The sequence below is a fragment of the Ruegeria sp. BG11 genome (assembly GCF_056538565.1).
The window spans coordinates 1-25,240 of sequence record NZ_JBQFTH010000011.1; the positions used below are offsets into that span (position 1 = coordinate 1).

At 60.1% G+C, this 25,240-nt stretch carries 25 protein-coding genes; 10 read left to right on the forward strand and 15 right to left on the reverse strand.

Annotated features, from left to right (window positions below; translation table 11 throughout):
* Positions 1-388 precede the first annotated feature (388 nt).
* Positions 389-1,585, reverse strand: a complete 1,197-nt coding sequence (locus tag ACR0JF_RS17270) for a Zn-dependent hydrolase (RefSeq protein ID WP_170662004.1) — start codon at positions 1,583-1,585, stop codon at positions 389-391.
* Between the two features lie 135 nt (positions 1,586-1,720).
* Between ACR0JF_RS17270 and ACR0JF_RS17275 the strand changes: the two genes are divergently transcribed.
* Genes ACR0JF_RS17275 through ACR0JF_RS17290 form a run of 4 tightly spaced genes read left to right on the forward strand, consistent with a single transcriptional unit; the run spans position 1,721 to position 5,212 of the window.
* Positions 1,721-2,371 (forward strand): histidine phosphatase family protein, encoded by a 651-nt coding sequence (locus tag ACR0JF_RS17275; protein ID WP_170482228.1) that lies wholly within the window; start codon positions 1,721-1,723, stop codon positions 2,369-2,371.
* Between the two features lie 10 nt (positions 2,372-2,381).
* Positions 2,382-2,996, forward strand: coding sequence for a glutathione S-transferase family protein (locus ACR0JF_RS17280; RefSeq protein WP_170662002.1), 615 nt, complete (start codon positions 2,382-2,384; stop codon positions 2,994-2,996).
* A gap of 14 nt (positions 2,997-3,010) precedes the next feature.
* Positions 3,011-4,066 carry a saccharopine dehydrogenase gene (locus ACR0JF_RS17285; protein WP_170662000.1) on the forward strand — a complete coding sequence of 352 codons (1,056 nt, stop codon included), beginning with the start codon at positions 3,011-3,013 and terminating at the stop codon, positions 4,064-4,066.
* A gap of 3 nt (positions 4,067-4,069) precedes the next feature.
* Positions 4,070-5,212, forward strand: a complete 1,143-nt coding sequence (locus ACR0JF_RS17290) for a saccharopine dehydrogenase C-terminal domain-containing protein (protein WP_170661998.1) — start codon at positions 4,070-4,072, stop codon at positions 5,210-5,212.
* A 103-nt stretch (positions 5,213-5,315) separates the two neighbouring features.
* On the opposite strand, the gene ACR0JF_RS17295 is transcribed toward ACR0JF_RS17290, so the two are convergent.
* The 4 genes from ACR0JF_RS17295 to ACR0JF_RS17310 form a co-directional block, all read right to left on the reverse strand.
* Positions 5,316-5,519 carry a DUF1127 domain-containing protein gene (locus ACR0JF_RS17295; RefSeq protein ID WP_170473219.1) on the reverse strand — a complete coding sequence of 68 codons (204 nt, stop codon included), beginning with the start codon at positions 5,517-5,519 and terminating at the stop codon, positions 5,316-5,318.
* A 56-nt stretch (positions 5,520-5,575) separates the two neighbouring features.
* On the reverse strand, positions 5,576-5,803 hold the full coding sequence (locus ACR0JF_RS17300) for a DUF1127 domain-containing protein (protein WP_170473216.1): 228 nt from the start codon (positions 5,801-5,803) through the stop codon (positions 5,576-5,578).
* Between the two features lie 139 nt (positions 5,804-5,942).
* The gene (locus tag ACR0JF_RS17305; RefSeq protein WP_170661996.1) at positions 5,943-6,260 is read right to left on the reverse strand and encodes a DUF3775 domain-containing protein; all 318 of its coding nucleotides are present in this window, start codon (positions 6,258-6,260) and stop codon (positions 5,943-5,945) included.
* A gap of 87 nt (positions 6,261-6,347) precedes the next feature.
* Positions 6,348-7,118, reverse strand: a complete 771-nt coding sequence (locus ACR0JF_RS17310; protein WP_170661994.1) for a DUF1365 domain-containing protein — start codon at positions 7,116-7,118, stop codon at positions 6,348-6,350.
* Positions 7,119-7,409: 291 nt separating this feature from the next.
* Here ACR0JF_RS17310 and ACR0JF_RS17315 point away from each other — a divergent pair, with 291 nt between their 5' ends.
* The 3 genes from ACR0JF_RS17315 to ACR0JF_RS17325 are packed head-to-tail and all read left to right on the forward strand — an operon-like array spanning position 7,410 to position 9,036.
* The gene (locus ACR0JF_RS17315) at positions 7,410-7,925 is read left to right on the forward strand and encodes a sigma-70 family RNA polymerase sigma factor (protein WP_475220036.1); all 516 of its coding nucleotides are present in this window, start codon (positions 7,410-7,412) and stop codon (positions 7,923-7,925) included.
* A 10-nt stretch (positions 7,926-7,935) separates the two neighbouring features.
* A complete protein-coding gene (locus ACR0JF_RS17320; protein ID WP_170662024.1) occupies positions 7,936-8,586 on the forward strand; it encodes a ChrR family anti-sigma-E factor in 651 nt (216 codons plus the stop codon).
* 45 nt (positions 8,587-8,631) lie between these two features.
* Positions 8,632-9,036, forward strand: coding sequence for a hypothetical protein (locus tag ACR0JF_RS17325; protein ID WP_170661992.1), 405 nt, complete (start codon positions 8,632-8,634; stop codon positions 9,034-9,036).
* Between the two features lie 34 nt (positions 9,037-9,070).
* Here ACR0JF_RS17325 and ACR0JF_RS17330 read toward each other — a convergent pair whose 3' ends face one another.
* The 7 genes from ACR0JF_RS17330 to ACR0JF_RS17360 all read right to left on the reverse strand — a co-directional run bounded on the left by ACR0JF_RS17330 (position 9,071) and on the right by ACR0JF_RS17360 (position 17,728).
* The gene (locus tag ACR0JF_RS17330; protein WP_170661990.1) at positions 9,071-10,366 is read right to left on the reverse strand and encodes an adenylate/guanylate cyclase domain-containing protein; all 1,296 of its coding nucleotides are present in this window, start codon (positions 10,364-10,366) and stop codon (positions 9,071-9,073) included.
* 28 nt (positions 10,367-10,394) lie between these two features.
* Entirely contained in the window at positions 10,395-11,624 is a 1,230-nt protein-coding gene (locus ACR0JF_RS17335; protein WP_170661988.1) for a DNA recombination protein RmuC, read from the reverse strand.
* A 57-nt stretch (positions 11,625-11,681) separates the two neighbouring features.
* Positions 11,682-13,544 carry a DNA mismatch repair endonuclease MutL gene (mutL, locus tag ACR0JF_RS17340; protein ID WP_170661986.1) on the reverse strand — a complete coding sequence of 621 codons (1,863 nt, stop codon included), beginning with the start codon at positions 13,542-13,544 and terminating at the stop codon, positions 11,682-11,684.
* Positions 13,545-13,832: 288 nt separating this feature from the next.
* The gene (locus ACR0JF_RS17345) at positions 13,833-14,762 is read right to left on the reverse strand and encodes a metal ABC transporter permease (RefSeq protein WP_170661984.1); all 930 of its coding nucleotides are present in this window, start codon (positions 14,760-14,762) and stop codon (positions 13,833-13,835) included.
* Positions 14,759-15,964 carry a metal ABC transporter permease gene (locus ACR0JF_RS17350; protein WP_170661983.1) on the reverse strand — a complete coding sequence of 402 codons (1,206 nt, stop codon included), beginning with the start codon at positions 15,962-15,964 and terminating at the stop codon, positions 14,759-14,761. The genes ACR0JF_RS17345 and ACR0JF_RS17350 overlap by 4 nt, the downstream gene beginning before the upstream one ends.
* Positions 15,965-15,967: 3 nt before the next feature.
* Positions 15,968-16,771, reverse strand: a complete 804-nt coding sequence (locus ACR0JF_RS17355) for a metal ABC transporter ATP-binding protein (RefSeq protein WP_170661981.1) — start codon at positions 16,769-16,771, stop codon at positions 15,968-15,970.
* A gap of 3 nt (positions 16,772-16,774) precedes the next feature.
* Positions 16,775-17,728 carry a metal ABC transporter solute-binding protein, Zn/Mn family gene (locus ACR0JF_RS17360; protein ID WP_170661978.1) on the reverse strand — a complete coding sequence of 318 codons (954 nt, stop codon included), beginning with the start codon at positions 17,726-17,728 and terminating at the stop codon, positions 16,775-16,777.
* Between the two features lie 202 nt (positions 17,729-17,930).
* On the opposite strand from ACR0JF_RS17360, the gene deoC reads away from it, so the two are divergent.
* Genes deoC through ACR0JF_RS17375 form a run of 3 tightly spaced genes read left to right on the forward strand, consistent with a single transcriptional unit; the run spans position 17,931 to position 22,109 of the window.
* Entirely contained in the window at positions 17,931-18,929 is a 999-nt protein-coding gene (gene deoC / locus ACR0JF_RS17365) for a deoxyribose-phosphate aldolase (RefSeq protein ID WP_170661976.1), read from the forward strand.
* An 11-nt stretch (positions 18,930-18,940) separates the two neighbouring features.
* On the forward strand, positions 18,941-21,274 hold the full coding sequence (locus ACR0JF_RS17370) for an aldehyde dehydrogenase family protein (protein ID WP_170661974.1): 2,334 nt from the start codon (positions 18,941-18,943) through the stop codon (positions 21,272-21,274).
* Between the two features lie 25 nt (positions 21,275-21,299).
* Complete coding sequence (locus ACR0JF_RS17375; protein ID WP_170661972.1) at positions 21,300-22,109, forward strand: SDR family oxidoreductase; 810 nt, start codon at positions 21,300-21,302, stop codon at positions 22,107-22,109.
* 52 nt (positions 22,110-22,161) lie between these two features.
* Here the strand turns inward: ACR0JF_RS17375 and ACR0JF_RS17380 are convergent, their stop codons facing one another.
* The 3 genes from ACR0JF_RS17380 to ACR0JF_RS17390 all read right to left on the reverse strand — a co-directional run bounded on the left by ACR0JF_RS17380 (position 22,162) and on the right by ACR0JF_RS17390 (position 25,177).
* Positions 22,162-22,326: a hypothetical protein gene (locus ACR0JF_RS17380; RefSeq protein WP_480669587.1), complete on the reverse strand. Its 165-nt coding sequence runs from the start codon at positions 22,324-22,326 to the stop codon at positions 22,162-22,164.
* A gap of 209 nt (positions 22,327-22,535) precedes the next feature.
* Positions 22,536-23,840, reverse strand: a complete 1,305-nt coding sequence (locus ACR0JF_RS17385) for a M16 family metallopeptidase (protein ID WP_170661968.1) — start codon at positions 23,838-23,840, stop codon at positions 22,536-22,538.
* The gene (locus ACR0JF_RS17390; protein ID WP_170482159.1) at positions 23,837-25,177 is read right to left on the reverse strand and encodes a M16 family metallopeptidase; all 1,341 of its coding nucleotides are present in this window, start codon (positions 25,175-25,177) and stop codon (positions 23,837-23,839) included. Before ACR0JF_RS17390 ends, ACR0JF_RS17385 begins: the two co-directional genes overlap by 4 nt.
* Positions 25,178-25,240 lie beyond the last annotated feature (63 nt).

Consider the following 25,240-nt stretch of genomic DNA (forward strand, 5'->3'; position numbering starts at 1 on the left):
GGATACTGAACAGGCATCTCCCAGCCCGCAAAATCAACCATCTTTCCACCCAACTCAACATGAAGAGAGTAAAGTGGAGTGCGATTCGGTGCGTCGGTCATGGCAGATACCTTTTCGTATCGATTGGTCGGAACGCATACCCGTAAGTTTGCCCCAAGCTGGATCTAATGCAACGATTCAGCCTTGGTGTTTCGGCCCAGAACCGCAGCCAGAGCGGGCATGTATACGAACGCATGCATCGGCAATGTTCCTATAGGAAACTTTTTTCCGTTAGGCAACAGACGATATTCCCAGTGCTGTTAACTGGCACGTTTTCGAAGCCGCGTGTTCAACTCGGAGTTTGGCTATGGCCATGCAGACAATCGAGAATTTGCGTATTCGCTACAATTCACAACGGTTTTGGCTGCAGCCTTTGAACGGCGTGATCCAGCACATGAAGCCCGGCGATCAGGTCACTTTCGGCGGTATCCTCGGCAAAATCGTGACTGATTCCATTGATAGACGGCACAAACAGCATGGCAACCGGCATCAGGCGCGAGACGTTGGTGGCGTCATGAAGCGCCCCCGAGGGCATCCTGCGCCATTTGCCGGGCGCAACCTGTTCGGCCCCATGCTCCAAAGCTGCGCGCAGCGAGAGGTCCATGGCCACCGGCTCCAGCCCTAGCATCGGGCCGTAGCTCAGGCTCATGCCCATCTCTGCGGCGATCTCGGCGGCTGTAGCGCGAATGATCTCCTCCATCCTTGCCAGACGGTCGGCATCCCCGTCACGCCATTGCATCGAAAACCGCACTCGGCCCGGTACAATGGACGAGGCGTTGGGGTGCAGATCTACATGCCCAATGGTCCAGACGGTTTGCGGCGTAACCACGTTTCTGAACCGGTCGTTCAGACGGGTGTTGAACGCAGACAGAGCCTGAAACGCGTCGCGACGCAGATGCATCGGCGTGGTTCCGGCGTGGTTCTGCTGACCGTCGAACTGAACAACCATATCGCGTATGCCGACGATGTCGGTGACAACGCCGATTTGCTCTTTCTGGGTATCAAGCATCGGGCCTTGCTCGATATGCATCTCGATGAAGCCTGTGAAACGGGTAGGATCGACAAAGCCCTCGGCCAGATCGCCCATCGCACCCCGAGCCGTGGCGAAGGGTATACCCGCATGGTCGGTCAGCTTGTCCGCCTGATCCAAAGGCAGCCCGCCCGACCAGATGGCCGAGCCTGTTGTGACGCCAAACCGGCCCTCTTCATCTTGAAAGCTGACAACCGAGACAGGCTGATCGCTGCTGCGCGCAATCTCAAGCGCAGCGATTACGCCCAAAGCACCGTCGAGCCAGCCGCCCTCGGGCTGGCTGTCGCTATGTGACCCCATCAGCAAGGACGGCCCTTCGGCCAAACCAAACAGGTTCCCGACCGGATCAAATTGCGGGGTCAGGCCCGCATCTGCCATCCGGCTTGCCAGCCATGTCCGGGCGGCAATGTCGGCCTCGGAAAAGGCTGGGCGGATGACGCCTTTGCCCACGCCCGAGGCTCCGAATTCGCGCAGCTTGTGCAGATCGGCCAAAAAGCGGTTTTCGTTGATTGCCATGAACTCCCCCCAAACGTCTTGCGCGGCCAACCATAGCGCCCGGCTGGCAACCTGCAATCACCCTTCGATTTTTGCCGAACCCCTCTGGCCCCGGCCCGGAACCTGCCCTAAGACTTGCCAGCAAGAGGGACCGCCATGTCACATATCACACTGGTTCGTCACGGTCAGGCCAACACGGCAGCGCGGGACGAGGTAAACTATGACAAGCTCAGCGATCTGGGCCACCAGCAGGCGCGCTGGCTGGGCGCGCATCTGCGCGACACGCGGGCACATTATCCGCGCGTCTATTGCGGCACGCTGACCCGGCATGTTGAAACGGCCTCCAGCATGGGGCTGCCTGAGCCGGTTCGCGATGCACGCCTGAATGAGATCGAGTATTTCACCCTGGCGCAGCTGTTTCATGAACAGCACGGTGTGGCGATCCCGACAGATCGCGAAGGGTTTGTTGATCACCTGCCCCGCACATTCGCTGCCTGGGCAGATGGCGACATTCAGGACGCACCCGAAAGTTTCGAGCAGTTCGAAACGCGCGTCAGTGACGCCCTGCATGAGATCGGAACCGAGGGTGGGCCGGCCATTGTTGTAACTTCGGGCGGGTTGATCTCGATGGTTGTGCGGCAGGCGATGGGTCTGGATATCCCGTCGATGGCGCGGGTGGCGCTTGCCATCATGAACACTTCGATGCACCGCCTCCACCCGATTGGAGCGCAGCTCAGCCCGGTTCTGTTCAACGCGACCCCGCATCTGGAAGCGCCAGACCGTCAGTTCGCCCAGACCCATCTGTAAGGAGGTCTCGATGCAGCTTTACTACGCTCCCCGCACCATCTCGGTCGCTGTCGCCATAGCGCTGGAGGAGGCCGGTCTGGACTATGAGGCGATCCGGTTGGACTTTGCCAATGGCGAACAGACCAAACCCGCCTACAAGCAGATCAACCCAAAGGGCCGGGTTCCGGCGCTGGCGGTGGATGGCGGTATCCTGACCGAAACCGGCGCGTTGCTCGACTATATCGCAACCATCGCGCCGCAAGCCGGATTGGTCCCCGAAGACCCGGTCATGGCCGCGCGGATGCGCGAGGTGATGTACTACCTCGCCTCGACCATGCATGTGAACCATGCCCACAAGATGCGCGGGCACCGCTGGGCCGACAAGAAATCCAGCTGGAAAGACATGAAGGATAAGGTCGCGCAGACCATGACCGCGTCCTGCAAATACATCTCGTCGAACGGGCTGCGCGGGCCGTTTGTACTGGGTGAGACCTTCTCGCTTGCCGATGCCTACCTCTATGTGGTGTGCAGTTGGCTGGAGGGCGACGGCGTAGATGTCTCGGCCTTCCCCAAAATCCTCGCATTCCGCGAAGCGATGGAGGCACGCCCTTCCGTTCAAGCGGTCCGTGCCGCCGGAATGCTCTGACAAAAGGAATGACAATGACACATCTCTGGGTCCGGGCAGAACAGCGCCCGAACGAGGATCGGGTCGGGCTGACCCCCGAAGGCGCCGCCGAACTGATCGCGGCAGGCGTTCGTGTGACGGTCGAGGAAAGCTCTGCCCGTGCCATCCCGCTGGACGGCTACAAGGAAGCAGGCTGCGAAATCGCGGCTGAAAACAGCTGGCCCGAGGCCCCGCAGGACGCGATCATCTTCGGCCTGAAAGAGCTGCCCGAAGACGGCACCCCCCTGCCGCATCGCCACATCATGTTCGGCCATGCCTACAAGGGCCAACATTCGGGTCGGGCACTGCTGGAGCGGTTCAAGGCCGGGGGCGGCACCCTCTATGATCTGGAATATCTGGTCGACGAAGACGGCCGACGCGTCGCTGCCTTTGGCTATTGGGCTGGATATGCGGGCGCGGCGGTCACGCTGAAAACATGGGCCGCGCAGCAACGCGGACAGGAATGCCCGCCCGTAGGCGTCTATGCCAACAAAGATGCGCTCAACGCCGAATTGCTGGCCGAGTTGGACGCCACCGGCGCCGACCGCCCCCGTGCCATCGTTATCGGCGCGTTAGGCCGAGTGGGTACGGGTGCCGCAGATATGTGCGAGGCGATGGGTGTCCCCGTCACCAAATGGGACATGGCGGAAACCGCAAGCGGAGGGCCCTTCCCGGACATCCTGGATCATGACCTGTTCCTGAACTGCATCTTCGCGCGCCCCGGCACGCCGGTCTTTGTCCCGCGTGACGCTCTGACCGCACCGCGCAAGCTGACCGCCATCGGCGACGTGGCCTGTGACCCGGACAGCGACTATAACCCGGTCCCGGTCTATGACCGCGCCACCACGTGGGAGGCCCCCGCCCTGCGCGTTGCGACCGACCCGGTGATGGACGTGATGGCCATCGACAACCTGCCCTCAATGCTGCCGGTCGAAAGCTCACAAGACTACGCGGCGCAACTGCTGCCGTCCCTGCTGACGCTCACCGATCTGGACAGCGGCGTCTGGGGTCGGGCAGAAGCAACCTACAAAACTCATATCGAAGGACTCTGAGCGATGACGATTCACTGGTGTGGCACCGGCCTGTCGGCCATCCCCGGCCTGCGCCGCCTGATCGAAGGCGGGCACAAGGTTACCGTCTGGAACCGAACCATCGAAAAGGCCAAGGCCGAGGTCGGTGACCTGACCGACGACATCCGTGCCTTCGACATCGACGCTCTGGGCGCGGTGCTGGAGAAAGGTGATGTGATCGTCTCGATGCTGCCGGGCGACTGGCACGTGCCGCTGGCGGAACTGGCGATCTCCAAGGAAGCGAACTTTGTCTCGTCCTCCTACATTGCCCCCGAAATGCGTGCGTTGGACGACAAGGCACGCGAGGCTGGTGTGGCTTTGGTCAATGAGGTCGGGCTGGACCCGGGCATCGACCACCTGATGGCGCATGCTTTGGTGGCCGACTACCGCGCCTCGGAGGCGTTCGACGCGCAGAACCACCTGAGCTTCATCTCGTATTGCGGCGGCATCCCCAAGAACCCGAACCCGTTCCGCTACAAGTTCAGCTGGTCGCCCTTGGGCGTCCTAAAGGCGCTTCGCTCACCGTCAAAATCGATCCGCGACTATGCCCCGCTGAACGTCGCCCGCCCCTGGGACGCGATCAGCAGCTATATCGCGCCGCTGCCAACCCCCGAGAGCTTTGAGGTCTACCCAAATCGCGACTCGCTGCCCTTCATGGCCGAATACCAATTCGAGGATCACTGGCCGGTCAAAGAATTCGTCCGCGGCACATTGCGCCTGAACGGTTGGACCGACGCCTGGACCGACGTGTTCACCGAAATCGAAGCCCTCTCTGGCCCCGAAGGTGACGCACGTCTGAAAGAGATGTCGGACCAGTTCTGGGCCGAAAACGCTTATGACGAAGGCGAGCCTGACCGCGTGGTGCTGTGCGTCGGCCTGAAGGCCGAGAAAGATGGCATTGAGGTTTGGCACAAAACCTACGTCATGGATGCCTGGGGCGATGAACGCGGCACCGCGATGGCGCGTCTGGTGTCGATCCCGGTTTCGCTGGCGGTTGAAGCCGTACTGAACCGCGCCATCCCTGCTGGCGTTCACGCAGCGCCCAGCGACCCGAAACTGGTGCATGGCTGGATGGGTGAAATCGACGCGCTCGCGCAGCATCTGCAAATCGTGGATCACCTGAGTTAACCAGCCGGCAAAAAGAAAAAGGCCATCCCAGCATGTCTGGAATGGCCTTCAATCTCGTATTATTTCCATTTCGAAGCCTGGCTTTCCTTACGACGCCCGAGCGTCAGATATATCGATTGATCGTGTCCTCGATATCGCTGCGGTTTATGCCCAACTCGGCCAACTGATTGTCGCTCAAGCCATCCAGATACTGCGCGGCACGCACAATTTCCGGACTTATGGCCTTGATACGCATGGCGCGATCAAACAACAGCAGAGCTGTAGCAGATGGCGTTGGCTGATATACGGGCGGGATGACATCAAACATATTCGTTACCTCACTCATTAAAAAAACGGCGTTTGCGAACGGTCGCGGGCCCTGTTTCAATGTCGAAGCGGGGCGCCGTTGAAAACGCTCTCATAGGCGCGCTGTTTGATCTCGCTCCGATCAATCCCGATATCCGCGAGTTGGTGATCCGAAAGTCTTTCCAGATTGCGCACCGTGTTCGAGAAAATGCGTCTCCGAAAAAACTCGACCTTTGCGTCCGCGTAGTTCGAGAACAAACCGCCAAAGAGGCCAGTCCGGGCTTCTGCAGTATGTGTATGTGCCATTTCTTTTCCTCCTAAATTTGATTTTCAGTGCAGTACTGACATCAAATAAAGGGACGCTGCGTTAACCAAAAAGCAGCGTTCCATTAAAGTTTCTTTAGGAAGATGGAGCGCGATGGCGCGCGCTATCCGGAACCTTCGGCTACATCAGATCGTTCTCGATATCCTCAGCCGATATGCCCAAGGCATCCAACCCGTTCTCGAGATGGTCCGACAGATGCGGTGTGCCGATCAGATAGTCTGCACATGGGGTTGAAGCCTCAGACTTGGCGGTGGCAATGGCCTCGGCAAGATCCTCGGCAAAAAAGCTTTCGCGCCCGACCCACATGATGGCGACCAGTTCGGCTTGCTCATCCTCGCTCATCCGGTCGACAAAGGCGCGTAACTCACCTTCGGCCCGTCCCAGCTCACGCCCCATCATAGCAACCTGAGCCACTTTCCTTGCCGAAATTTCCAACATACCTTCAGCTCCTTTTGTTCGCGGTTTCGACACATCAGACCCCGACACGCGCGTTGAGTCTTTGATCTTACGCAAACAGAGGGGCAACTATCGCCGAACCCGCGACACAGGCTGATCCGGAACAGGAGCGGTGCGGAACGGACGAAAGCGGGCTTTTTTGATCCACAGCTTGATTGCCTGCCACACGATCAGCGCGAAGGTGCGCCGTGCACCAAACGGACGGCGCAGCAAAGACCACAAAATAGCGCGGTTGGTCAGCGGCTGGCGCGGACCCGTCAGCGTGGCGATCAGCCCGCCTCCTTCACGCCCATAGTCGATCCAAACCCCAACACGGTCGGGGCGATAGTCGAAGCGGAACGTGTAGTTCCCTTCAATCTTCTGGAAGGGCGACACATGCATCAGCTTGTCCGCCACCACCCGGTCCGAGGGGTCGATGGCCGCAAAACCCGTCTTGTGGCAGACATAGCTGTGGCGTGTCCCGTAAGTGTTCGTGACCTCGGCAACCACAGCGTAAAGCTGCCCATCCCGATCGAAACAGAACCAGAAACTGACCGGGTTGAAAACATGGCCCAAAACTCTCGGCTGAGTCAGTAGCATGATCTGCGCAGGCTGGGGCACCTCCAGTTCCTCAAACCGGGCGCGCAGCCATGGGGCTCCGATCCCTTGCCCAGGTTCACCACCGTGATCTGAGCTGCGCCAATTGGTGATGTTCACGCGGTCGACCGAAAAAAGCAGCGGCGTGGACAGATCGGCCTCGGGGTCCAGCACGATGTAATCGACCGAATAGCGAAAGGCGTTTTCAATCGCCCCTTTGCGACCGTGATAGGTGTAACCTGCTATGTGGTCGATATTTTTCATTCCGCCGCGCGTCCTGCTTTGCCCGTAAATTGTTCGACTTGCGCCCTTTTCAGAAAAGAGACGTCATTTGAAATACGGAATCCACCCCGGTTTGGACTTTTTTTGTCGCATGAAAGTGATCCGCCTTGGTGCCCCCCGCGTAATCCGGTTATGTTTACCGAGATCAATACCGTGACCTTGGACGAACCTGCGGCTGAACAGGCCGCCCCTCAGCCTTGGCGCGCAAAGAAACGCATCAAGGGTAGACAGGTGAACGGAACGAACGGCAGTTGCGACACCAGGACCGAGTGGGTGGACCATGTCAGGCGCATTCGAGACGCGCAGGACCAGGCGGCATTTGCCGAACTGTTCCAGCATTTCGCGCCGCGTATCAAAGCGTTCCTGATGAAGTCAGGATCCGACGCCGCGCTGGCCGAAGAATGCGCGCAAGAGGTGATGGCGACCTTGTGGCACAAGGCCCATCTGTTCGATCCGTCGCGGGCCACGGTGGCCACTTGGGTGTTCACCATCGCTCGGAACAAGCGCATTGACGTCCTGCGCAAGCAACGTCGCCCTGAACCCGAGGAACTGGGATGGGGCCCCGAGGCTGAGCCGGATCAGGACGATGTCCTTGCGCTGCAACAGGAAACCGCGCAGCTGCGCACCGCCATGCTGGCGTTGCCCGAAGCGCAGAGAGAACTGATCGAGAAGGCGTATTTCGGTGATTTGAGTCACCGAGAGATTGCGTCTCAGACTGGGTTGCCCCTGGGAACGATCAAATCACGTATAAGGTTGGCGCTGGACCGCTTGCGCCACGCGATGAACTGAGATGAGCAAGATGAGCCAGTCGATTAAACATCACCTGACAGATGAGCTGCTGATGGCCTATGCCGCCGGCTCTCTGCCCGAGGCGTTCGACCTGATGGTAGCAACCCATCTGTCGCTGTGCGACCACTGCCGTGCGCGCGCCGAAAGCTACGAGGCCGTGGGCGGACATGTTCTGGATGCACAACCCGATGCAGTCAGCATGAGCGACACATCCCTTGCCGCAACGATGGCCCTGATCTCGCAAGGCGCACCGACCCCCAAGCCCGCTCGTCCGGGCTGCGCCATCCTGCCGACCCCCCTGCAAGACTACGTCGGTGGGACAGTTGATGACATTCAGTGGAAACCGATTGGCATGGGCGTGAAACAGGCGATCCTGCCGACCAGCAAAGAGGCCACCGCCCGCTTGCTGTTCATTCCCGCAGGTGTCGCCGTCCCGGATCACAGCCACAACGGCACTGAACTGACGATGGTTCTTCAGGGCGCCTTCTCGGATGAGGTTGACCGCTTTGCCCGCGGCGATGTCGAGATTGCAGATGAAGACCTGCATCACACGCCGACGGCGGACATCACCGAGAATTGCATCTGCTTGGCCGTCACGGACGCACCGCTGAAGTTTAGCAGACTGATGCCGCGCCTTTTCCAGCCCTTCCTGCGGATCTGATCATGTATAGTTCGGATCAGAACTGCCTCTGACAGGAGATATTTCATGAACCGAACATGTTTGATCGCGCTTGGCTTTGCGTGCTTTGCCACAATCGCATCTGCCCAGATGAAGGCCGATGTGAAGTTCGAGTCAGGCAACTTTGGCACAATGGTCAACGGTACCGTGACCGGAGATGAGTATTTCGACTACTCGCTCGGCGCGAAAGCCGGGCAAGAGATGTTTGCCGATCTCAAGGTCAGCGACACCAACGGCAATGGTGTGGTCTATTTCAACATCCTGCCCCCCGGCAGCGATGGCGTCGCGATCTATAACGGCTCGATTGACGGCAACACTGCCCGCATCGATCTGCCAGAGGACGGGGACTATACGATCCGTGTCTATCTGATGGGAAATGACCGGGATACGGGCAAAACCGTGGGCTACAATCTGGACCTGTCGATCCAGTAAGTTGCTACTTGGGCTAGCTGTCGACTTCGGCGTTTTAAGACCGGATAGGAACACCCAAAAGCTCTAACGCGCCGCTGCGGCCCTTGACCTCGATCGGGGGGATGCTGACCAGCCTGTCCAAGAGGCCCGGCCCTCCGGCCGCTGTCACAAGGTCTTTCGAGACGATCAAGTCCATTTCCAGATCGCGGGTCAGGCTTTCCAGTCGCGCGGCTATGTTCACCGCGTCTCCGAACACCGAAAACTCCAGCCTGTCCTGATCGCCTATCACGCCGAGAAACACCTCACCCCAATGCAAGCCGATTCCGGTGCCAAGGGACGGAACGCCCGCCGATTTGCGCTCGGCGGTCCAGCGGGCCATTTCGTCCAACAGTCCTGCGCCGCAGTTCAGGCAGCGTTTTGCGGCCTGCTCTCCGTCAAACACGATCATGACCGCGTCTCCGATGAACTTGTCGATGATCCCGTTTTCCCGACGCACAACAGCCGAGACCCGGCGTCTGTAGTCCGAGACCAGTTCAGAGACCTCATCCGGCTCGAGCTGTTGCGACAGTGTTGTGAATCCGCGCAGGTCGATGAAAATCAAACCGGCCTTCTGGCGGCGTCCGTTCTTCAACGCCGCCAATCCGCTGTCACCAAGGTCCTGCACGACCTGTGAGGGCAGGTAGCGCGTCAGGTTCGCGCGACGCTGCGCCTCAGTTATGGATTGAAACAGCAATTTGTGAACCCGCCTTGCGGCGACGATCAGAACCACCCCGGCCAGGGCTATCATGAAGACACGGATCAGGTTGGGAGGGGGTGCCAGAAACAGCCAGATAGGACTGTCTGTGTGACCCCTCGCGGATCCCGCATCTATCCCGATCAGGAACAGAAACCCAAGCGACAGCAAGACAACCTGCATAAACATGACCTTGGGGTTGCCGCGCAATACTCCGAAAGCCAGAACCACAGGGGCCAGCCATACGGCAGGCAAAACGAAGACCTCGTCCCCGACAAGGCCGGTATTGAGCAAGCCCAACCAAACCGAGACAATCAGGAACACAGAATCTGCGCCCGACACAGGCCAGGCCATCCAACCCGAAAAGCGCCCCTTGCGGGCCGCGACCCATGTCACGAAACCAAGCAGGAAATAGGCAAAGAGGGTTCCGAACGCGAACGCCCATTGGCGCTCTAGAACCGCATGTCCGCTGTTCGAAACCGGTTGGATGGTGACGAGGAAAAAGACACCAAGGCCCGCTGCGACACCCATCCGCAACAGGCCAACGATCTGCTCTGCGTCCTGCTCGGCCGTTCTCAGCAGTTGGTCAATTTCAGGCGGGTGCGCCGCATTTTTCATTCTGCAACCTGTTTGTCAGGATGCGCACTCAGCCCTCGTGCCGTGTTAAAGGGACGACCTCCGAGGGGGCCTCTGGCGCCAATTCCTCAAAATCAAAGTTATCAAGCCGTTGCGCCCTGCGGCCAGCTTTTTCCGCACTGATCTTGATGTCCGAGATATCCTTGGCCGCCTGCCCGAAATGGCGATCCAAATTGGCAACGCGGTCGCCCAGACGCTCGACATCCTTGTGCAGCATTCCCAGCTCTTTGCGGATGGCGCCTGCTTGTTCGCGCATCCGTGCGTCCTTGAGGATCGCGCGCATCGTATTCAGCGTCGCCATACAGGTGGTCGGCGATACGATCCAGACGCGTTTGGTAAAACTCTCCTGCACCAATTCGGGGAATTTGGCGTGCAACTCGGCATAGACCGCCTCGGACGGCAGGAACATCAGCGCGCCATCGGCGGTTTCGCCATCCAGAATGTATTTCTCAGCGATATCGTTGATATGTTTGCGCACCGTGCTGCGGAACATCTGAACCGCCGCCTTCAGCTCGGCGTCATTGGTCGATCCAATCAGCGCCTCATAGGCCTCCAACGGGAATTTGCTGTCGATCACTATGGGCCCCGGAGGGTTCGGCAGATGGATCAGACAATCCGCCCGGCGTCCGTTCGAGAGGGTCGCCTGCAGCTGGAAACTGTCATGCGGCAGCGCTTTGGAGACTATGTCATTCAGCTGAATCTCACCAAACGCGCCCCGAGTCTGTTTGTTCGACAGGATATCCTGCAGCGACAACACATCGCCGGACAGCTTGGTGATGTTGTCCTGCGCCTTGTCGATGGCGGCCAACCGCTCCTGCAACTGCGTCAGCGAGGTCGCGGTCTGCTTAGAGGACCCGTGCAGAGATTCCTTCATCCGCTCCTGCATCTCAGCCAGCGCGCGGGCTGATTTCATGGCATTGTCGGCCAGCCGGTCATTCATCTGTTGCTGTACCGAGGACAAGCGGGATTCGACCGTTTGGATCACCTGCACCTGCGCATTGGCCTGCGTGTCCGAGACGTGCTGCAACCCTCCACGCAATTGCTCCTGCCCCTGCCCCAAAGCCTGCACATGTTGCCCCAGATGCGCCATCTGACGCGCCAGAGGTTCCGCCATTTGCGCGGAACGCTGGGACGCCCGCAGCGACAGGAACGGCAACAAAAGGATCAGCGCCAGAACGCCACCCGCAACGAGGATTACGGGGTCATTCAGTGCATATTGGGTGCCTGCAATCTCGATCATATGAACCTGTATGTTCTTGTTTTGTTTCTATCTTCTTAAACGCTTCGCGATACCGGATCAACTGCGCCCGAACAGACGCTCGATATCGCTGAGTTTCAGTTCAACATAAGTGGGTCGCCCGTGGTTGCATTGACCGGAATGCGGGGTGGCCTCCATCTCGCGCAGCAGGGCGTTCATTTCCTCGGCCCGCATCCGGCGGCCAGAGCGGATCGAACCATGGCAGGCAACGCGGCTGAGGATCGCCTCAATCCGCGCCTGCACCATTTGGCTGTCGCCCTGATCGGCAAGCTCATCGAGGATATCCAGGATCATCGCGCGGGCATCAACCTCGCCCAGAATGGCAGGGGTTTCGCGCACGGCAATGGCACCGCCGCCAAAAGGCTCCAGCTTCAGGCCAAGGCGTGAGAGGTCATCGGCCACTGCCATCAGCCGCGCGCAATCGCCTTCGGACAGTTCGACGATCTCGGGGATCAGCAAAGCCTGCGCGGCGACACCGTTCTCGGCCATTTGCGTTTTGAGCTTTTCATAAACCAACCGCTCATGCGCCGCGTGCTGGTCGACGATGACCATCCCGTCGGCGGTTTGTGCGATGATGTAATTTTCATGCACCTGACCGCGTGCTGCCCCCAAGGGCAGGTCCTGAGGCGCGGGTTCTTCAGCGGTCACCGGGGTCACAACCGGGGTCGGCTCAACGATGCTGCCGCTATAGTCCCTTGCCAATTCAGCAAAGCCGGGGGATTGCGCCCGATACGCGGCTTGCCGGGCCGCCTGCGACGGCCGGTCCATCTGGTAGACCCGCGCAGGGATGGGCTGAGGCGCCTCGGGCCGCATCACGCCCAAAGTCGCGTTGGCAACGGTCGAGGACGCACGATGCCCGGCCTCGGCCAACGCATGGCGCAGGGCGGATACGATCAATCCACGAGCGACGCCGGGATCACGGAACCGAACCTCTGACTTGGCGGGATGCACGTTCACGTCCACCAGCGTCGGATCGCAGTCGATGAACAGCGCCGCGGCCGGGTGGCGGTCACGGCTAAGAAAGTCGAAATACGCGGCCCGAAGTGCTCCGATTAGCATCTTGTCACGGACCGGACGGCCATTGACGAACAAGTATTGCGCGACAGCAGCCCCGCGCGAATAGGTCGGAAGGGCAGCATAGCCGTACAACCGAATACCTTCGCGGGTCGCGTCAATCTGCAGGGCGTTATCGGCGAACTCGCGACCGATCACGCGGGCAAGACGGGCGTGGAGGGCATCGAAAAGATCGCCGTTCTCGCGGTCGGCGCGGAAGGTCACGCGACCCTCACCTCCGCCCGAAACATCGCGCAAGGTGAACGTGACGGAAGGCTCAGCCATGGCGAGGCGTTTGACCGTATCGCCAATGGCCTGAGCCTCGGCCCGATCGGTTCGCATAAACTTGAGCCGCGCCGGCGTGGCGAAGAACAAATCGCGCAGTTCGACCACTGTTCCTGCACGAAGGGCGGCGGGCTTCACCGCCTCCATCTTGCCGCCCGACACCGCAATCGACGCCGCATTCGCCCCCGGAACGCGGCTGGTGATCGACAAACGACCTACCGCGCCGAGCGAGGGCAAAGCTTCACCCCGAAAGCCGAAGGTGTGAATGTTCAAAAGGTCCGACCCGTCGATTTTCGAGGTCGCATGGCGCGACAAGGCCAGCGGCAGATCCTCGGGCGCGATACCACAGCCATCATCGGTGACACGAATCAAGGTCTTGCCCCCGTCCGCGATATCTATGGCAATACGGGTGGCTCCGGCGTCGATGGCATTCTCGACCAGTTCCTTGACGGCCGCAGCCGGACGTTCGACCACTTCACCCGCGGCGATGCGGTTGATCGCAGCATCGTCGAGCTGCCGGATAACGGGTCGTGTTTCGCTGATATTGGGGGTCATCTGCGCCATACCACCAGACCTAGCACATCACGGCCCGATTCTGCCACCGGATTGAACCGTAATATCGGCCGATCTTTCAGATCAAGAAGGGAGGGGGGCCGGACAGTGTTCGGGGGCTGGCTGTGCCGCCCTCACCGAACCCTGCCCGGACTTACCGAAGTGAGTGGTAGTTGTTAGCCGGTAATGTAATTGACCTAACATGCAATTAGTTAAATTGCTTATTAAGAGTCATCTTTATTTACTCTGGGCAAAGTTCAGCCGATGACCTGCGGGAACCAGTGGCAGGAAAGTGCCGCTTCACGCAGGTGTGCGCGCACCCACTCGGGTGCGGCACGGGCCGAAAATGGCGGTCAGGGCCAGGATGACGCCGGACATGGTGGCGATCATCCCTGCCGCGCTGACGGCGTCCGCCGCGCCGAGCCAAAGCGGGCCATACCCGGCCAGCACATATCCCGAAACAGCTGAGAGGATGGCGAAACCCACGCTCCAGGCGATTTGCGTCTCCAGCCGGTTGGTCATCATGCGCGCCGCTGCAGGAGGGCAGATGAACATGGCGATCACGATGATCGAGCCGACGGCATCAAAGGCGGCAACAGCAGCGATCGCGGCGACGATGACCAACGCCAGCCCTAGCGCGCCCGTGCGGATGCCTATGGTACGCGCGAACCCCTCATCGAAGGTCGAGATTTTCAGCGGCCGCCAGAAGAGCCATGTGAACAGCAGAACACCCAGCATCGTCACTGCAATCCGAGGCAGTTCCGGCGGCAGCCCGGCCAAGGCCTGCAGGTCCCAAAGCGAGGACCAGCCCGTCGCATCCAGCCAGATCAGGCTTTCTAAATTGCCATACAGCGCATGTTCCACGTCCAAGTGTACGGTTGAAGTATCCGTCTGCTCCAAAATCAGCACACCTGCCGCAAACATGGTGGTAAAGACCACACCCATCGCCGCACCCGGCTCGATTTGACCCAGCCTCCTGATCGCCTCGATCAGAATAACGGCCACGATCGCCGCACCCGCCGCACCCAGCATCATGGGCCAGGTTGAGATCGCTCCGGTCAGCAGAAAGGCCACAACGACGCCGGGCAGGACCACATGGCTGATCGCATCCCCGATCAGCGCCTGTTTGCGCAGCACGAGGAAATTGCCTGGCAAGGCGCAGGCAATCGCCGCGAAGGTGCCGATCAGCAGCGGCGTCAGCGACAGGGGTACGAATTCCTCACCGCTCATGCCGGAACCCCCTGTGGTCCGCCGATGCGGTGGTCTATTTCGGCGATCTGATCCTTGGTCAGTAAGGTTTCGATATCGCGCAGGCCATCATACAGCGCGGCAGTCGCCTCATGCGCCTGATCTGCGCGTACGACCTCCCACCGCTTTTCATCGCGCAAGGCTTTGGCGGCTCGAGCTTTTCCGGCCTCGGTCGCCACGCCATCGGCGCGCACAAGGTGAGCCCGTCTCAACAGGCGTAGGGTCAAAGGTTCGTAGATTTTCTGGCCTTGCGCCAAAGCTAACAGCCCTTGCCGGATATGCACCCGACGTTGGAACCTCAGATGGCGCAGAACGGCGGCCATAACCCCGCGGACTGGGGCGAGGAACAGGGACAGGACAAAAAAGGCGAAACTGACCAGAACGATGATAGGCCCAGTCGGCAGATTCGGCGCAGTGGCCGACAATGCGGCGCCGATATAGCCCGCCAAACCGCCCGCGAGACCGGCCAGCAAGACAACGCGATCCGACCGCTCGGACCAGAACCGCGCGGTGACCGGAGGGATGATCAGCAAAGCCACGATCAGGATCAGGCCGACGATTTTCAGACCGACCACAGTGACCGCCATCACCAACCCCATCATCGCGAGGTCAATGCGATGCACGGGCAAACCCCGGGACGCGGCATATTCCGGATCAAACGCCACCAAAGTCATCGGGCGCCGCAGAATCATCACCAGCACCAGGGTCGCCGCGCCGCCGATTGCGATGATCAAGGCATCCGCCCACAGCATCCCGGCCGTTGAGCCCAGAAGGAATCCCTCCAACCCCGCTTGCCGACCAACGCCCATGGTCTGAATAACGGTCAGCAAGACGATGCCAAAGCCGAAGAACACCGACAGAACCGCGCCGATGGCGGCATCCTCGGCCAGTCGCGTGTGGCGCGTTAGCCAGTTTAGGCAGAGCAGACCAACCCAAGCCGATACCGCCGATCCGGCCAGCAGACCCAGCAAGTTACGCCCGTCCCCACCAAGGGCGACCAGCAGCATGAAGGCCAGACAGACCCCCGGCAAGGTGGCATGGCTGATCGCGTCGCTGACCAGCGCGCGTTTGCGCAAAAACAGAAAGGTTCCGGTCACACCGGCCGAGACTCCAAGCAGACTCGCACCGATAGCAACCAGCGTGGCGTTGTAGCCAAGCTGCAGGCTGAGCGCATCCCAGAGCATTCTTTACCCCAGCGCGCGCGAGATCTGGTCGATTTGGGCGGTGGCCAAGCGGCCTCCGTATGCGGATTGCAGGGTTTCAGCGGTAAAGGCCTGCGCCACCGAGCCTTCGGCGATCTTGCGCGTGTTGATCAAGAAGACATGATCGAAATAATCCGAGACCGTGGCCAGGTCGTGATGGACGACCACGACGGTCTTGCCCGCCTCTTTGAGCGATTTCAGCACGGCGATGATGGCTTTTTCGGTGGCCGCATCGACACCAGCGAAGGGCTCGTCCAACAGATACAGATCGGCGTCCTGCGCCAAGGCGCGGGCCAGAAACACGCGCTGTTGCTGGCCTCCGGACAGCTGGCCGATCTGACGATCCACAAAGTCGCGCATGCCAACGCGGTTCAGGCAATCCATCGCCGCCGCCTTGTGCCGCGCGCGAACGCGACCCAACAGGCCCAGTTGACGCGACAGGCCCATGAGAACCACATCAATCACGCGGGTCGGAAAATCCCAATCGACACTGGCCCGCTGCGGGACATAGGCAATCCGGGCACGTTGTTCCTCGAGCGGTTGACCGAACACAGTGACCTGCCCGGACAAGGGTGTCACAATGCCAAGCGCCGCCTTTAGGAGCGTCGATTTCCCTGCCCCGTTCGGGCCGATAATCGCGGTCATCGCTCCCGGCTGAACCGTCATATCCACCGAGAATACAGCAGGCTTCTGACCGTATGAGACTGTCAGACCACGCACAGCCAGCGGGCTGGCCTCAATCCCTTGGTCTTCGACGGAAACACCCTGAACCGCTGCAAGCTCTAGCATCACTCAAAACCCCGCAGACAGTTTGCCGTTCAGACCCTGATCGGGAACATCCGCCCCCAAGGCCCCTGCGATCACGGTGATATTGTGATCCAGCATGCCGACATATGTGCCCTCATATGTACCTGGCTCGCCCATGGCATCGGAGTACAGCTCACCCCCAACCGAGACTTTGTGCCCCTTGGCCGCAGCGCCTTCGATCAGTGCACGCATCGAGCGATCCGAGACCGAGCTTTCGACGAACACAGCGGTCAATTGGCGGTCGACCAGAGTGTCGACCAGCTCTCCGATCCGGTTCAGACCGGCCTCGGACTGGGTCGAGATGCCCTGCACGCCCATCACCTCATAGCCATAGGCCGCACCGAAATAGCCAAAGGCGTCATGGGCGGTCAGCAGTACGCGGCTTTCTTCGGGCACTGCGGTCAGGGCCCGTTCTGCATAGGCTGTCAGGGCGTCCAGCTCGACCAGATGCACCTGTGCGTTTGTGGCAAAAGTCTCGGCAGCCTCGGGGCGGGCCTCCGTTAGCGTCTCTTGGACTTTGGCGACCACATCGGCCCACAGGATCGGGCTCATCCAGATATGCGGGTCATATTTGTCGGCATAGTCGTCATGCGCGCGCAGCTTCGATTTATCGACGCTTTCGGCCACGGCAACCACGGCCTGCTTGCGGCCGAGGTCTTCAAAGAAATCTTCCATCTGCGCCTCAAGGTAGAGACCGTGCCACAGCACCAGATCCGCGCGGGTCATGGCGACGATATCGCTGCGGGTCTGACGGTAGGCATGCGGATCAACGCCGGGACCCATGAGGCCCTTGACCTCGACCTGATCGCCGCCGACCTGTCGCACAGCGTCGGCAATCATGCCGGTCGTCGCCACGACCTTCAGCGGCGCCTGCGCCCATGCAGCAAGCGGCATGGCGGTGGCGATAGCGAGAGCAGCAAGGAAACTGCGACGAATCATAGTTGATCTCCGGAATTCGGACCCTATTGCGATTAAATATGAGAACGACTCGCAACTAAGTCAATGCTATTGCGAATTAGTCGCAACAAAATCCTATTTTATTTGTCCAAATGGTCAAAAAAATACCGTGAGGCCGCTCTGCTGCCTTCCATTTATCGCGAAGCCGTGCGATTTTGGCGCAAACCTCCCAAAGGATGTGAGAATGGAACCGCAGCGCTCAGACAGCCCCGTGCGCACCGCGCATCTGCCGCAAGTCACCGAACCCAGAAACCCCGGAATGGATCTTGATCTGGATTGGGTTCGGGCCGTGCAGTCCAATACCTCGGCGATCGAACGCCGTGCGGCAACCCTGCCCGGTCGACGGTCGGTGAAGAAGGACTATCAGGCCGCGTGGCTTTTGAAGGCGGTCACGATGATCGACCTCACCACCCTGTCAGGTGACGACACGGTGGGACGCGTGCGCCGTTTGTGCGCCAAGGCCCGACAACCGGTTGCGCCAGCAACGCTGCAAGCGCTGGATATGCCTGCGATCACGACTGGGGCCGTCTGCGTCTATCACGACATGATCGAGACTGCCGTTGGGGCTTTGAAAGGCACTGGGATTCCGGTGGCAGCCGTCTCCACCGGGTTTCCGGCGGGCCTGTCACCGTTCCATCTGCGCGTGGCCGAGATCGAAGAGAGCGTAAAAGCCGGAGCGGAAGAAATCGACATTGTCATCTCACGCCGTCACGTGCTGTCGGGGGATTGGCAGGCTTTGTATGACGAGATGAAGGCGTTCCGCGTGGCCTGCGGCGATGCGCATGTCAAAGCCATTCTGGCGACCGGCGAACTTGGGTCGCTGCGCAACGTCGCCCGCGCCTCATTGGTGTGCATGATGGCGGGGGCGGATTTCATCAAAACCTCGACCGGCAAAGAAAGCGTCAACGCTACTCTGCCCGTATCGCTGGTGATGATCCGCGCGATCCGCGACTACTATGATCGCACCGGGTATCGTGTGGGGTACAAGCCTGCGGGTGGTATTTCCAAGGCCAAGGATGCGTTGGTTTATCTGTCGCTGATCAAGGATGAGCTGGGCGACCGCTGGCTGGAGCCGGACCTGTTCCGCTTTGGCGCCTCGTCACTGCTGGGCGATATCGAACGGCAGTTGGAACATTATGTGACGGGCGCGTATTCCGCCGATTATCGCCACTCCATGGGCTGAGGAAAAACACAATGACAGTCAAAGAAATCTTCGAGACCATGGACTATGGCCCCGCCCCTGAAAGTGCCGCAGAAGCCTTGGCCTGGCTGGTCGATCAGGGCGACGCGTTCGGTCACTATATCGACGGGAGTTTCACCAAACCGGGCAAAGGGTTCGAAAGCCGCAACCCCGCGACCGGAGAGGTGCTGGCCAAGCTGACGCAAGCCAAGCAGGCCGATGTGGACGCTGCTGTCGCCGCTGCCCGCAAGGCGCAACCCAGGTGGGAGAAACTGGGCGGCGCAGGCCGGGCGCGGTATCTATATGCCATTGCGCGGCTGTTGCAGAAGCATTCGCGCCTGTTTGCCGTGCTCGAGAGCATGGACAACGGCAAGCCGATCCGCGAGTCGCGCGATATCGACATCCCTCTGGCGCAGCGCCATTTTTACTATCACGCCGGTATGGCACAGCTGATGGAGAGCGAACTGCCGGATGCGCAGGCGCTGGGCGTGTGCGGGCAGATCATCCCCTGGAACTTCCCATTGCTGATGCTGGCCTGGAAAATCGCACCCGCGCTGGCGATGGGGAATACGGTGGTTCTGAAACCGGCCGAATATACCTCGCTGACCGCGCTGCTGTTCGCTGATATCTGCTCACAGGCCGGGCTGCCCAAGGGCGTCGTAAATATCGTGACCGGAGACGGTGCGGTGGGCGAGATGATCGTGAACGCGGAGGTGGACAAGATCGCGTTTACCGGCTCGACCGTTGTGGGGCGGCGTATCCGCGAGGCGACGGCTGGCTCGGGTAAGGAACTGACATTGGAGCTGGGCGGCAAGTCCGCTTACATCGTGTTCGACGACGCCGATATTGATTCCGCTATCGAAGGTCTGGTCGATGCGATCTGGTTCAATCAGGGGCAGGTTTGCTGTGCAGGATCTCGCCTGCTGGTGCAGGAGGGCATTGCCGACCGCTTTCACGACAAGCTGCGCGCCCGGATGGACGGCTTGCGCATCGGTGATCCCCTGGACAAATGCATCGACGTCGGCGCGGTTGTGGACCCGGTTCAGCTTCAGACGATCAAAGCCATGGTCGACAGCAACACCGCAGGCCATGTTCACCACGCAGCCTGTGAACTCCCGGAAAACGGCTGCTACTACCCTCCGACGCTGATCTCGGGGCTTGAGACCTCGGACCCACTAATGCAGGAGGAGATCTTTGGCCCGGTTCTGGTCTCCTCGACCTTCCGCACCCCGGCTGAGGCCGTGGAACTGGCCAACAACACACGCTACGGCCTGGCCGCGACGGTCTGGACCGAGAATGTGAACCTCGCACTTGATGTCGCGCCCAAGCTGGTTGCGGGTGTGGTCTGGGTCAACGCGACCAACCTATTCGACGCCGCCGCCGGGTTCGGCGGTGTGCGCGAAAGCGGTTTTGGCCGTGAAGGCGGTTGGGAGGGACTAACGGCCTACACCAAGCCCAAGGGCAAAGCCAAGCCTCTGGCGAAGGTCGAGGCGACCATGGGCGAAGGTGCTTCGGTGGACCCCATCGACCGCACTGCCAAGATGTACGTCGGCGGCAAGCAGGCCCGGCCGGATGGCGGGTATTCCAAGCCTGTCTGGGGCAAGTCCGGTCTTTTGGGTCACGTGGGCCTTGCCAATCGCAAGGACGTCCGCAACGCGGTTGAGGCCGCGTCAGGTGCGAAAGGCTGGTCCAAGACCACCGGTCATCTTCGGGCACAGATCCTATACTATATCGGCGAGAACCTCTCGGCCCGCGCGAGTGAGTTCGCTGCGCGTATCGATGCCATGACCGGTAAAAAAGACGGCGCGAAAGAGGTCGAAGCCTCGATCCAGCGCTTGTTTACCGCAGCTGCCTGGGCCGACAAATATGACGGTCAGGTGCATGGCGTTCCAATCCGGGGCGTGGCAATCGCCATGAAGGAACCCCTCGGCGTGATCGGTGCGCTCTGCGCGGATGAGGCCCCTCTGCTGGGTCTGGTCTCGGCCATGGCGCCTGCGATTGCCATGGGGAACCGAGTGGTCCTGGCCGCATCCGAGCCGTATCCGCTGGCCGCCACCGATTTCTATCAGATCCTCGAAACCTCGGACGTGCCCGCAGGTGTGGTCAATATCCTGACCGGCAGCCATGCGGAATTGGCGAGACCGCTGGCCTCGCACCTGAACGTGGACGCGATCTGGTCGTTCTCTTCGACGGATCTGTCGAAAGAGATCGAGGTCGTCTCAGCCGGGAACCTGAAACGGACCTGGGTCAATAACGCGACGGCATTTGACTGGAGCATGGACCATTCGCGCCGCTTCCTGCAGGCTGCGACCGAAGTGAAAAACATCTGGGTGCCCTACGGCGAGTAGGGCTCCCGCACCACGGGAGGCCCACATGGACTTTGCAAACAAAACCGTCATCGTCATTGGCGGCACCAGCGGTATTAACCGGGGGATTGCCGAGGCTTTTGCGGCCTCGGGCGCCAAACTTGCCGTTGCCAGCCGTTCACAGGAGAAAGTGGATGACACCGTCGCTGCGCTGAAAGCTGCAGGCGCGGCAGAGGCCATCGGTGCGGCGTTTGACGTGCGCGATCCAAACGCCGTGGCGGCGGGCTTGAAACAGTTCCATGACGCGTTTGGCGATTTCGACGTGCTGGTGTCAGGTGCGGCGGGGAATTTCCCGGCGCTGATGTCCGAGATGTCGGTCAATGCGTTCAAGACCGTAGTCGACATCGATCTGATGGGCACCGTTCATGTTCTGAAAGGGGCCTACCCTTACCTCAAACGGCCTGGTGGCAGCATCATCAACATCTCGGCCCCGCAATCCTATCTGCCGTACGAAGGGCAGGCTCATGTCTGCGCGGCAAAGGCGGGCGTTGATCAGATCACCCGAACCTTGTCCATGGAATGGGGCGTCGAAGGCATCCGTGTGAACTCGGTCGTGCCTGGTTTCATTGAGGGCACCGAAGGGGCCAAACGCCTTGCGCCAACCCCCGATGCGGGCGAAGCGCTGCGCAAGGACGTGCCATTGGGCCGTTGGGGCCAACCGCAGGACGTGGCCAATGCCTGTCTGTTCCTCAGCTCTGATATGGCCAGTTATATCAGCGGCACGGTCATGGCGGTTGATGGAGCCTTGTATCAGCGCGGCTCGGGCAAGTTTGGCCAGATGATGGGTCAGATGCTGCGGGCGGCGAAAAAGGGCTAAAGCTTGAAGGCTGAAAGTTCAGCCGTAGGGCTTTGTTTCGGCTACAGCTAGCTCAAGAGCTTCTGAAATAGATCCCTGCGGCGACCAGCAGCGAGGTCAGGACGCCGGCCACCACGTAAAGTGCAAAGGCGCTGAGCAGGGATTGGCCAAGAATCAAAGCTGCCGCAAAGGTCAGCAACCCTGCAACTGTGCCCAATCCCTTAATCGCAACAACCATAGCGTCACTATCCATCCCAAGCTGTGACAAGAGATGAGGACCAAGTGAATCTCATCTCATATTCCGATTATCACAGAATTCTCGACATTTCTGGCTAAAGTATGGCCAAGACGCGTTAACGGTAAGTTAAGGCGAAGAGTTGCCGATCCGGTAAGCGGCGCATCGCTCGTTATCAATAGGTATCCTGCCCTCAGCGTGGGGGGACGGCGTCAGCCGTCCACCCCTTCGGGTTTTCCGACGATGGTGAAGTGCAAGCCCTCCGGGTCCAGCAGTTCGGACGCCACGCGATTGATCTCATCCAGCGTCACCGCGTTCACCTTGTCGTTGCGCGTCGCGATATAGTCGATCGGCAGGCCTTGCATCTGCATCCCGACCATGATCCCGGCAATCCGCCCATTGCCATCAAACCGCAGCGGATAGGCGCCTGTCAGATAGGTTTTGGCGTCGTCCAACTCCTTCTGGGTTACACCCTCGGACGCTGCTCGGGACCATTCGTCGCGGATCACCTCGACGGCTTCAGCGATACGGTCGTTGGAGGACGAAACTGAACCCAAATAGACCGAGGCCAGGTCCTTGGGCGCCAGATAGGAATAGACGCCGTAGGTCAGGCCGCGCTTTTCACGCACCTCTTGCATCAGGCGGCTTTCGAAACCGCCGCCACCAAGAATGTGATTCATAACAAAGGCCGCGAAGAAATCAGGATCATCACGATCGATCCCTTTCTGCGAGAACAATGCCACGGATTGCGGCGTGTCGAATTCGACCACGCTTACGCCACCTTCGATCTGAACCTCAGCTCTTTCCGGGATCGGTTTGCCAGTCTCGGGCAGGTCCAGCAGCAAGGTATCCAGAAGTACGCCCAGCTCTTCGGCGGTGATATCGCCGACAGCGCCAACGTAGAGGCGATCCTTAGCAAATACGCTGTCATAGGCGGCAACCACATCATCGCGTGTCAGGGCTGCCACGGTTTCAAGCGTGCCTTTGCCCTCGGACCCGTAGGGATGGTCGCCATAAGCCATAGCGGCAAAGCTGCGACCAGCTATATCGTTCGGATCGGTCATGTCCGAGCGCAGGCCGGACAGTATCTGCGCCTTCACACGTTCCACCGCGTCTTCATCAAAGCGCGGCTCAAGCAAGGTTGTGCGCAGCAGATCAATCACCTCGTCCCGGTTTTCGGTCAGGAAACGGGCCGAGATCGAAACCGAGTCGTCCCCGGCATTATAGGTGAATGAGGCGGCCAGCGACTCCAGCTCGCGCGCATAGGTGCGGGCATCCATATCACCCGCGCCTTCTTCAATCAGGCCGCTCATCAGGTAAACAGAACCGCGCTTGCCCGGGTCATCAAGCGAGGTGCCGCCGCGAAAGCGTAGCTCTAGCGCTGCAAACGGGATCGAATGATCCTCGACCAGCCATGCAGTGATACCGCCGGGCGAGGTGACCTCCTCAATCTCGATCTCGGCCCATGCGGGCAGCGCGATGACAAAGGCGATCAGGGTTGCAAAGATGTGTTTCATTGGGTCACCTCATCATCCTTCATCAGCCAGCCGGTAACCGAGCTTTCCAGTTGCAGAACCTCGCGGGCGGCGGCGATGATTTCATCCCCGGTCACGGCCTGCAGGACGTCGGGCCAGGCCTGTACATCCTCAACCGTCAATCCGCTGGTCAGGGCTCGACCATAGCGGTTGCCGATGCCGTCTACATTGTCGCGGGCGTAGGTCTGCGAGGCGCGCAGCTGCATCTTGATCCGGTCAAGATCTTCTTCGTTCACGCCCTCGGCGATGAACTCCGCCACGACCCGATCCATGGCATCCTCGGCCTCTTGCAGCGAGACACCTTCGGCCGGAACCACCAAAAGGTCAAAGGTGGTATCATCCAGCGAGACCCCCCGGTAGAACGCGCCTGCATAGGTAACGACCTGATCTTCGAATTGCAGTTTCTCGTTCAGATATGAGGTCGTGCCACCCCCAAGAAGCTCAGCCAACAGAAACAGGGCTGCCGCTTTCTCCTGCGCACCCGGATCGCGTTCCGGGGCCAGATAGCTGCGCTGCACATAGGGCTGCGACACGCGTGGGTCTTTATAGGTCAGGCGACGTTCCGCCGTTTGCGGGGGCTCCTGCGAGCGGATGCGTTCCGGCAGGTCCGGGTTAGCCGGGATCACGCCGTAATACTGATCCGCAAGGCTGCGCACCTCGTCCGGGTCGACATCTCCAGTCACGACAAGGATGGCGTTATTGGGGGCGTAGTGGGTCTGGTAGAAGGACAGCGCGTCCTCCATGTCCAGCGTCTCCATCTCATGCCGCCAGCCGATAATCGGGACGCCGTAGCGGTGGTTGAGGTACTGCGCCGCGTTCATCTGCTCGCCAAACAGCGCGCGCGGGTTGTTGTCAGTGCGCTGGTTCCGCTCTTCCAGAATCACGTCGCGTTCGGTGGCAATATCGTCTTCGGACAGGCGAATATTGCGCATCCGGTCCGATTCCATCTGCATCATCAGCTCCAGCCGGTCGGCTGCGACTCGCTGGAAATAGGCCGTGTAGTCATAGGAGGTAAAAGCGTTGTCATTGCCTCCATTGGCCGCAACCGTGGCCGAGAACTCGCCTGGAGCCAAAGTATCGGTGCCCTTGAACAGCAGATGTTCGAGGAAATGCGCCACGCCGGACGACCCGATCGGCTCATCTGCCGATCCGGCGCGATACCAGACCATGTGCTGCACAACTGGCGCGCGGTGATCCTCGACCACAACGACATCCATGCCGTTGTCCAAAGTGAAGGTTGTGACCGCCTCTTTCCCGTCCTCGGCCAGGACCGGGGTGGCTGCCATCAGGGCGGCAGATAGTGCCAAAGCCCGAACCATGGGGCATCCTCCGTTTCGTTTCTAGACTTCAAACTACGGTGGAGCCCGGCGGGATCAAGGGAG

Coding starts and splice junctions, on each gene's coding strand:
- ACR0JF_RS17270 (WP_170662004.1), bottom strand. CDS start 1,585: ATGGCAATCAACGAAAACCGCTTTTTGGCCGATCTGCACAAGCTGCGC.
- ACR0JF_RS17275 (WP_170482228.1), top strand. CDS start 1,721: ATGTCACATATCACACTGGTTCGTCACGGTCAGGCCAACACGGCAGCG.
- ACR0JF_RS17280 (WP_170662002.1), top strand. CDS start 2,382: ATGCAGCTTTACTACGCTCCCCGCACCATCTCGGTCGCTGTCGCCATA.
- ACR0JF_RS17285 (WP_170662000.1), top strand. CDS start 3,011: ATGACACATCTCTGGGTCCGGGCAGAACAGCGCCCGAACGAGGATCGG.
- ACR0JF_RS17290 (WP_170661998.1), top strand. CDS start 4,070: ATGACGATTCACTGGTGTGGCACCGGCCTGTCGGCCATCCCCGGCCTG.
- ACR0JF_RS17295 (WP_170473219.1), bottom strand. CDS start 5,519: ATGTTTGATGTCATCCCGCCCGTATATCAGCCAACGCCATCTGCTACA.
- ACR0JF_RS17300 (WP_170473216.1), bottom strand. CDS start 5,803: ATGGCACATACACATACTGCAGAAGCCCGGACTGGCCTCTTTGGCGGT.
- ACR0JF_RS17305 (WP_170661996.1), bottom strand. CDS start 6,260: ATGTTGGAAATTTCGGCAAGGAAAGTGGCTCAGGTTGCTATGATGGGG.
- ACR0JF_RS17310 (WP_170661994.1), bottom strand. CDS start 7,118: ATGAAAAATATCGACCACATAGCAGGTTACACCTATCACGGTCGCAAA.
- ACR0JF_RS17320 (WP_170662024.1), top strand. CDS start 7,936: ATGAGCCAGTCGATTAAACATCACCTGACAGATGAGCTGCTGATGGCC.
- ACR0JF_RS17325 (WP_170661992.1), top strand. CDS start 8,632: ATGAACCGAACATGTTTGATCGCGCTTGGCTTTGCGTGCTTTGCCACA.
- ACR0JF_RS17330 (WP_170661990.1), bottom strand. CDS start 10,366: ATGAAAAATGCGGCGCACCCGCCTGAAATTGACCAACTGCTGAGAACG.
- ACR0JF_RS17335 (WP_170661988.1), bottom strand. CDS start 11,624: ATGATCGAGATTGCAGGCACCCAATATGCACTGAATGACCCCGTAATC.
- mutL (WP_170661986.1), bottom strand. CDS start 13,544: ATGGCGCAGATGACCCCCAATATCAGCGAAACACGACCCGTTATCCGG.
- ACR0JF_RS17345 (WP_170661984.1), bottom strand. CDS start 14,762: ATGAGCGGTGAGGAATTCGTACCCCTGTCGCTGACGCCGCTGCTGATC.
- ACR0JF_RS17350 (WP_170661983.1), bottom strand. CDS start 15,964: ATGCTCTGGGATGCGCTCAGCCTGCAGCTTGGCTACAACGCCACGCTG.
- ACR0JF_RS17355 (WP_170661981.1), bottom strand. CDS start 16,771: ATGCTAGAGCTTGCAGCGGTTCAGGGTGTTTCCGTCGAAGACCAAGGG.
- ACR0JF_RS17360 (WP_170661978.1), bottom strand. CDS start 17,728: ATGATTCGTCGCAGTTTCCTTGCTGCTCTCGCTATCGCCACCGCCATG.
- deoC (WP_170661976.1), top strand. CDS start 17,931: ATGGAACCGCAGCGCTCAGACAGCCCCGTGCGCACCGCGCATCTGCCG.
- ACR0JF_RS17370 (WP_170661974.1), top strand. CDS start 18,941: ATGACAGTCAAAGAAATCTTCGAGACCATGGACTATGGCCCCGCCCCT.
- ACR0JF_RS17375 (WP_170661972.1), top strand. CDS start 21,300: ATGGACTTTGCAAACAAAACCGTCATCGTCATTGGCGGCACCAGCGGT.
- ACR0JF_RS17380 (WP_480669587.1), bottom strand. CDS start 22,326: ATGGTTGTTGCGATTAAGGGATTGGGCACAGTTGCAGGGTTGCTGACC.
- ACR0JF_RS17385 (WP_170661968.1), bottom strand. CDS start 23,840: ATGAAACACATCTTTGCAACCCTGATCGCCTTTGTCATCGCGCTGCCC.
- ACR0JF_RS17390 (WP_170482159.1), bottom strand. CDS start 25,177: ATGGTTCGGGCTTTGGCACTATCTGCCGCCCTGATGGCAGCCACCCCG.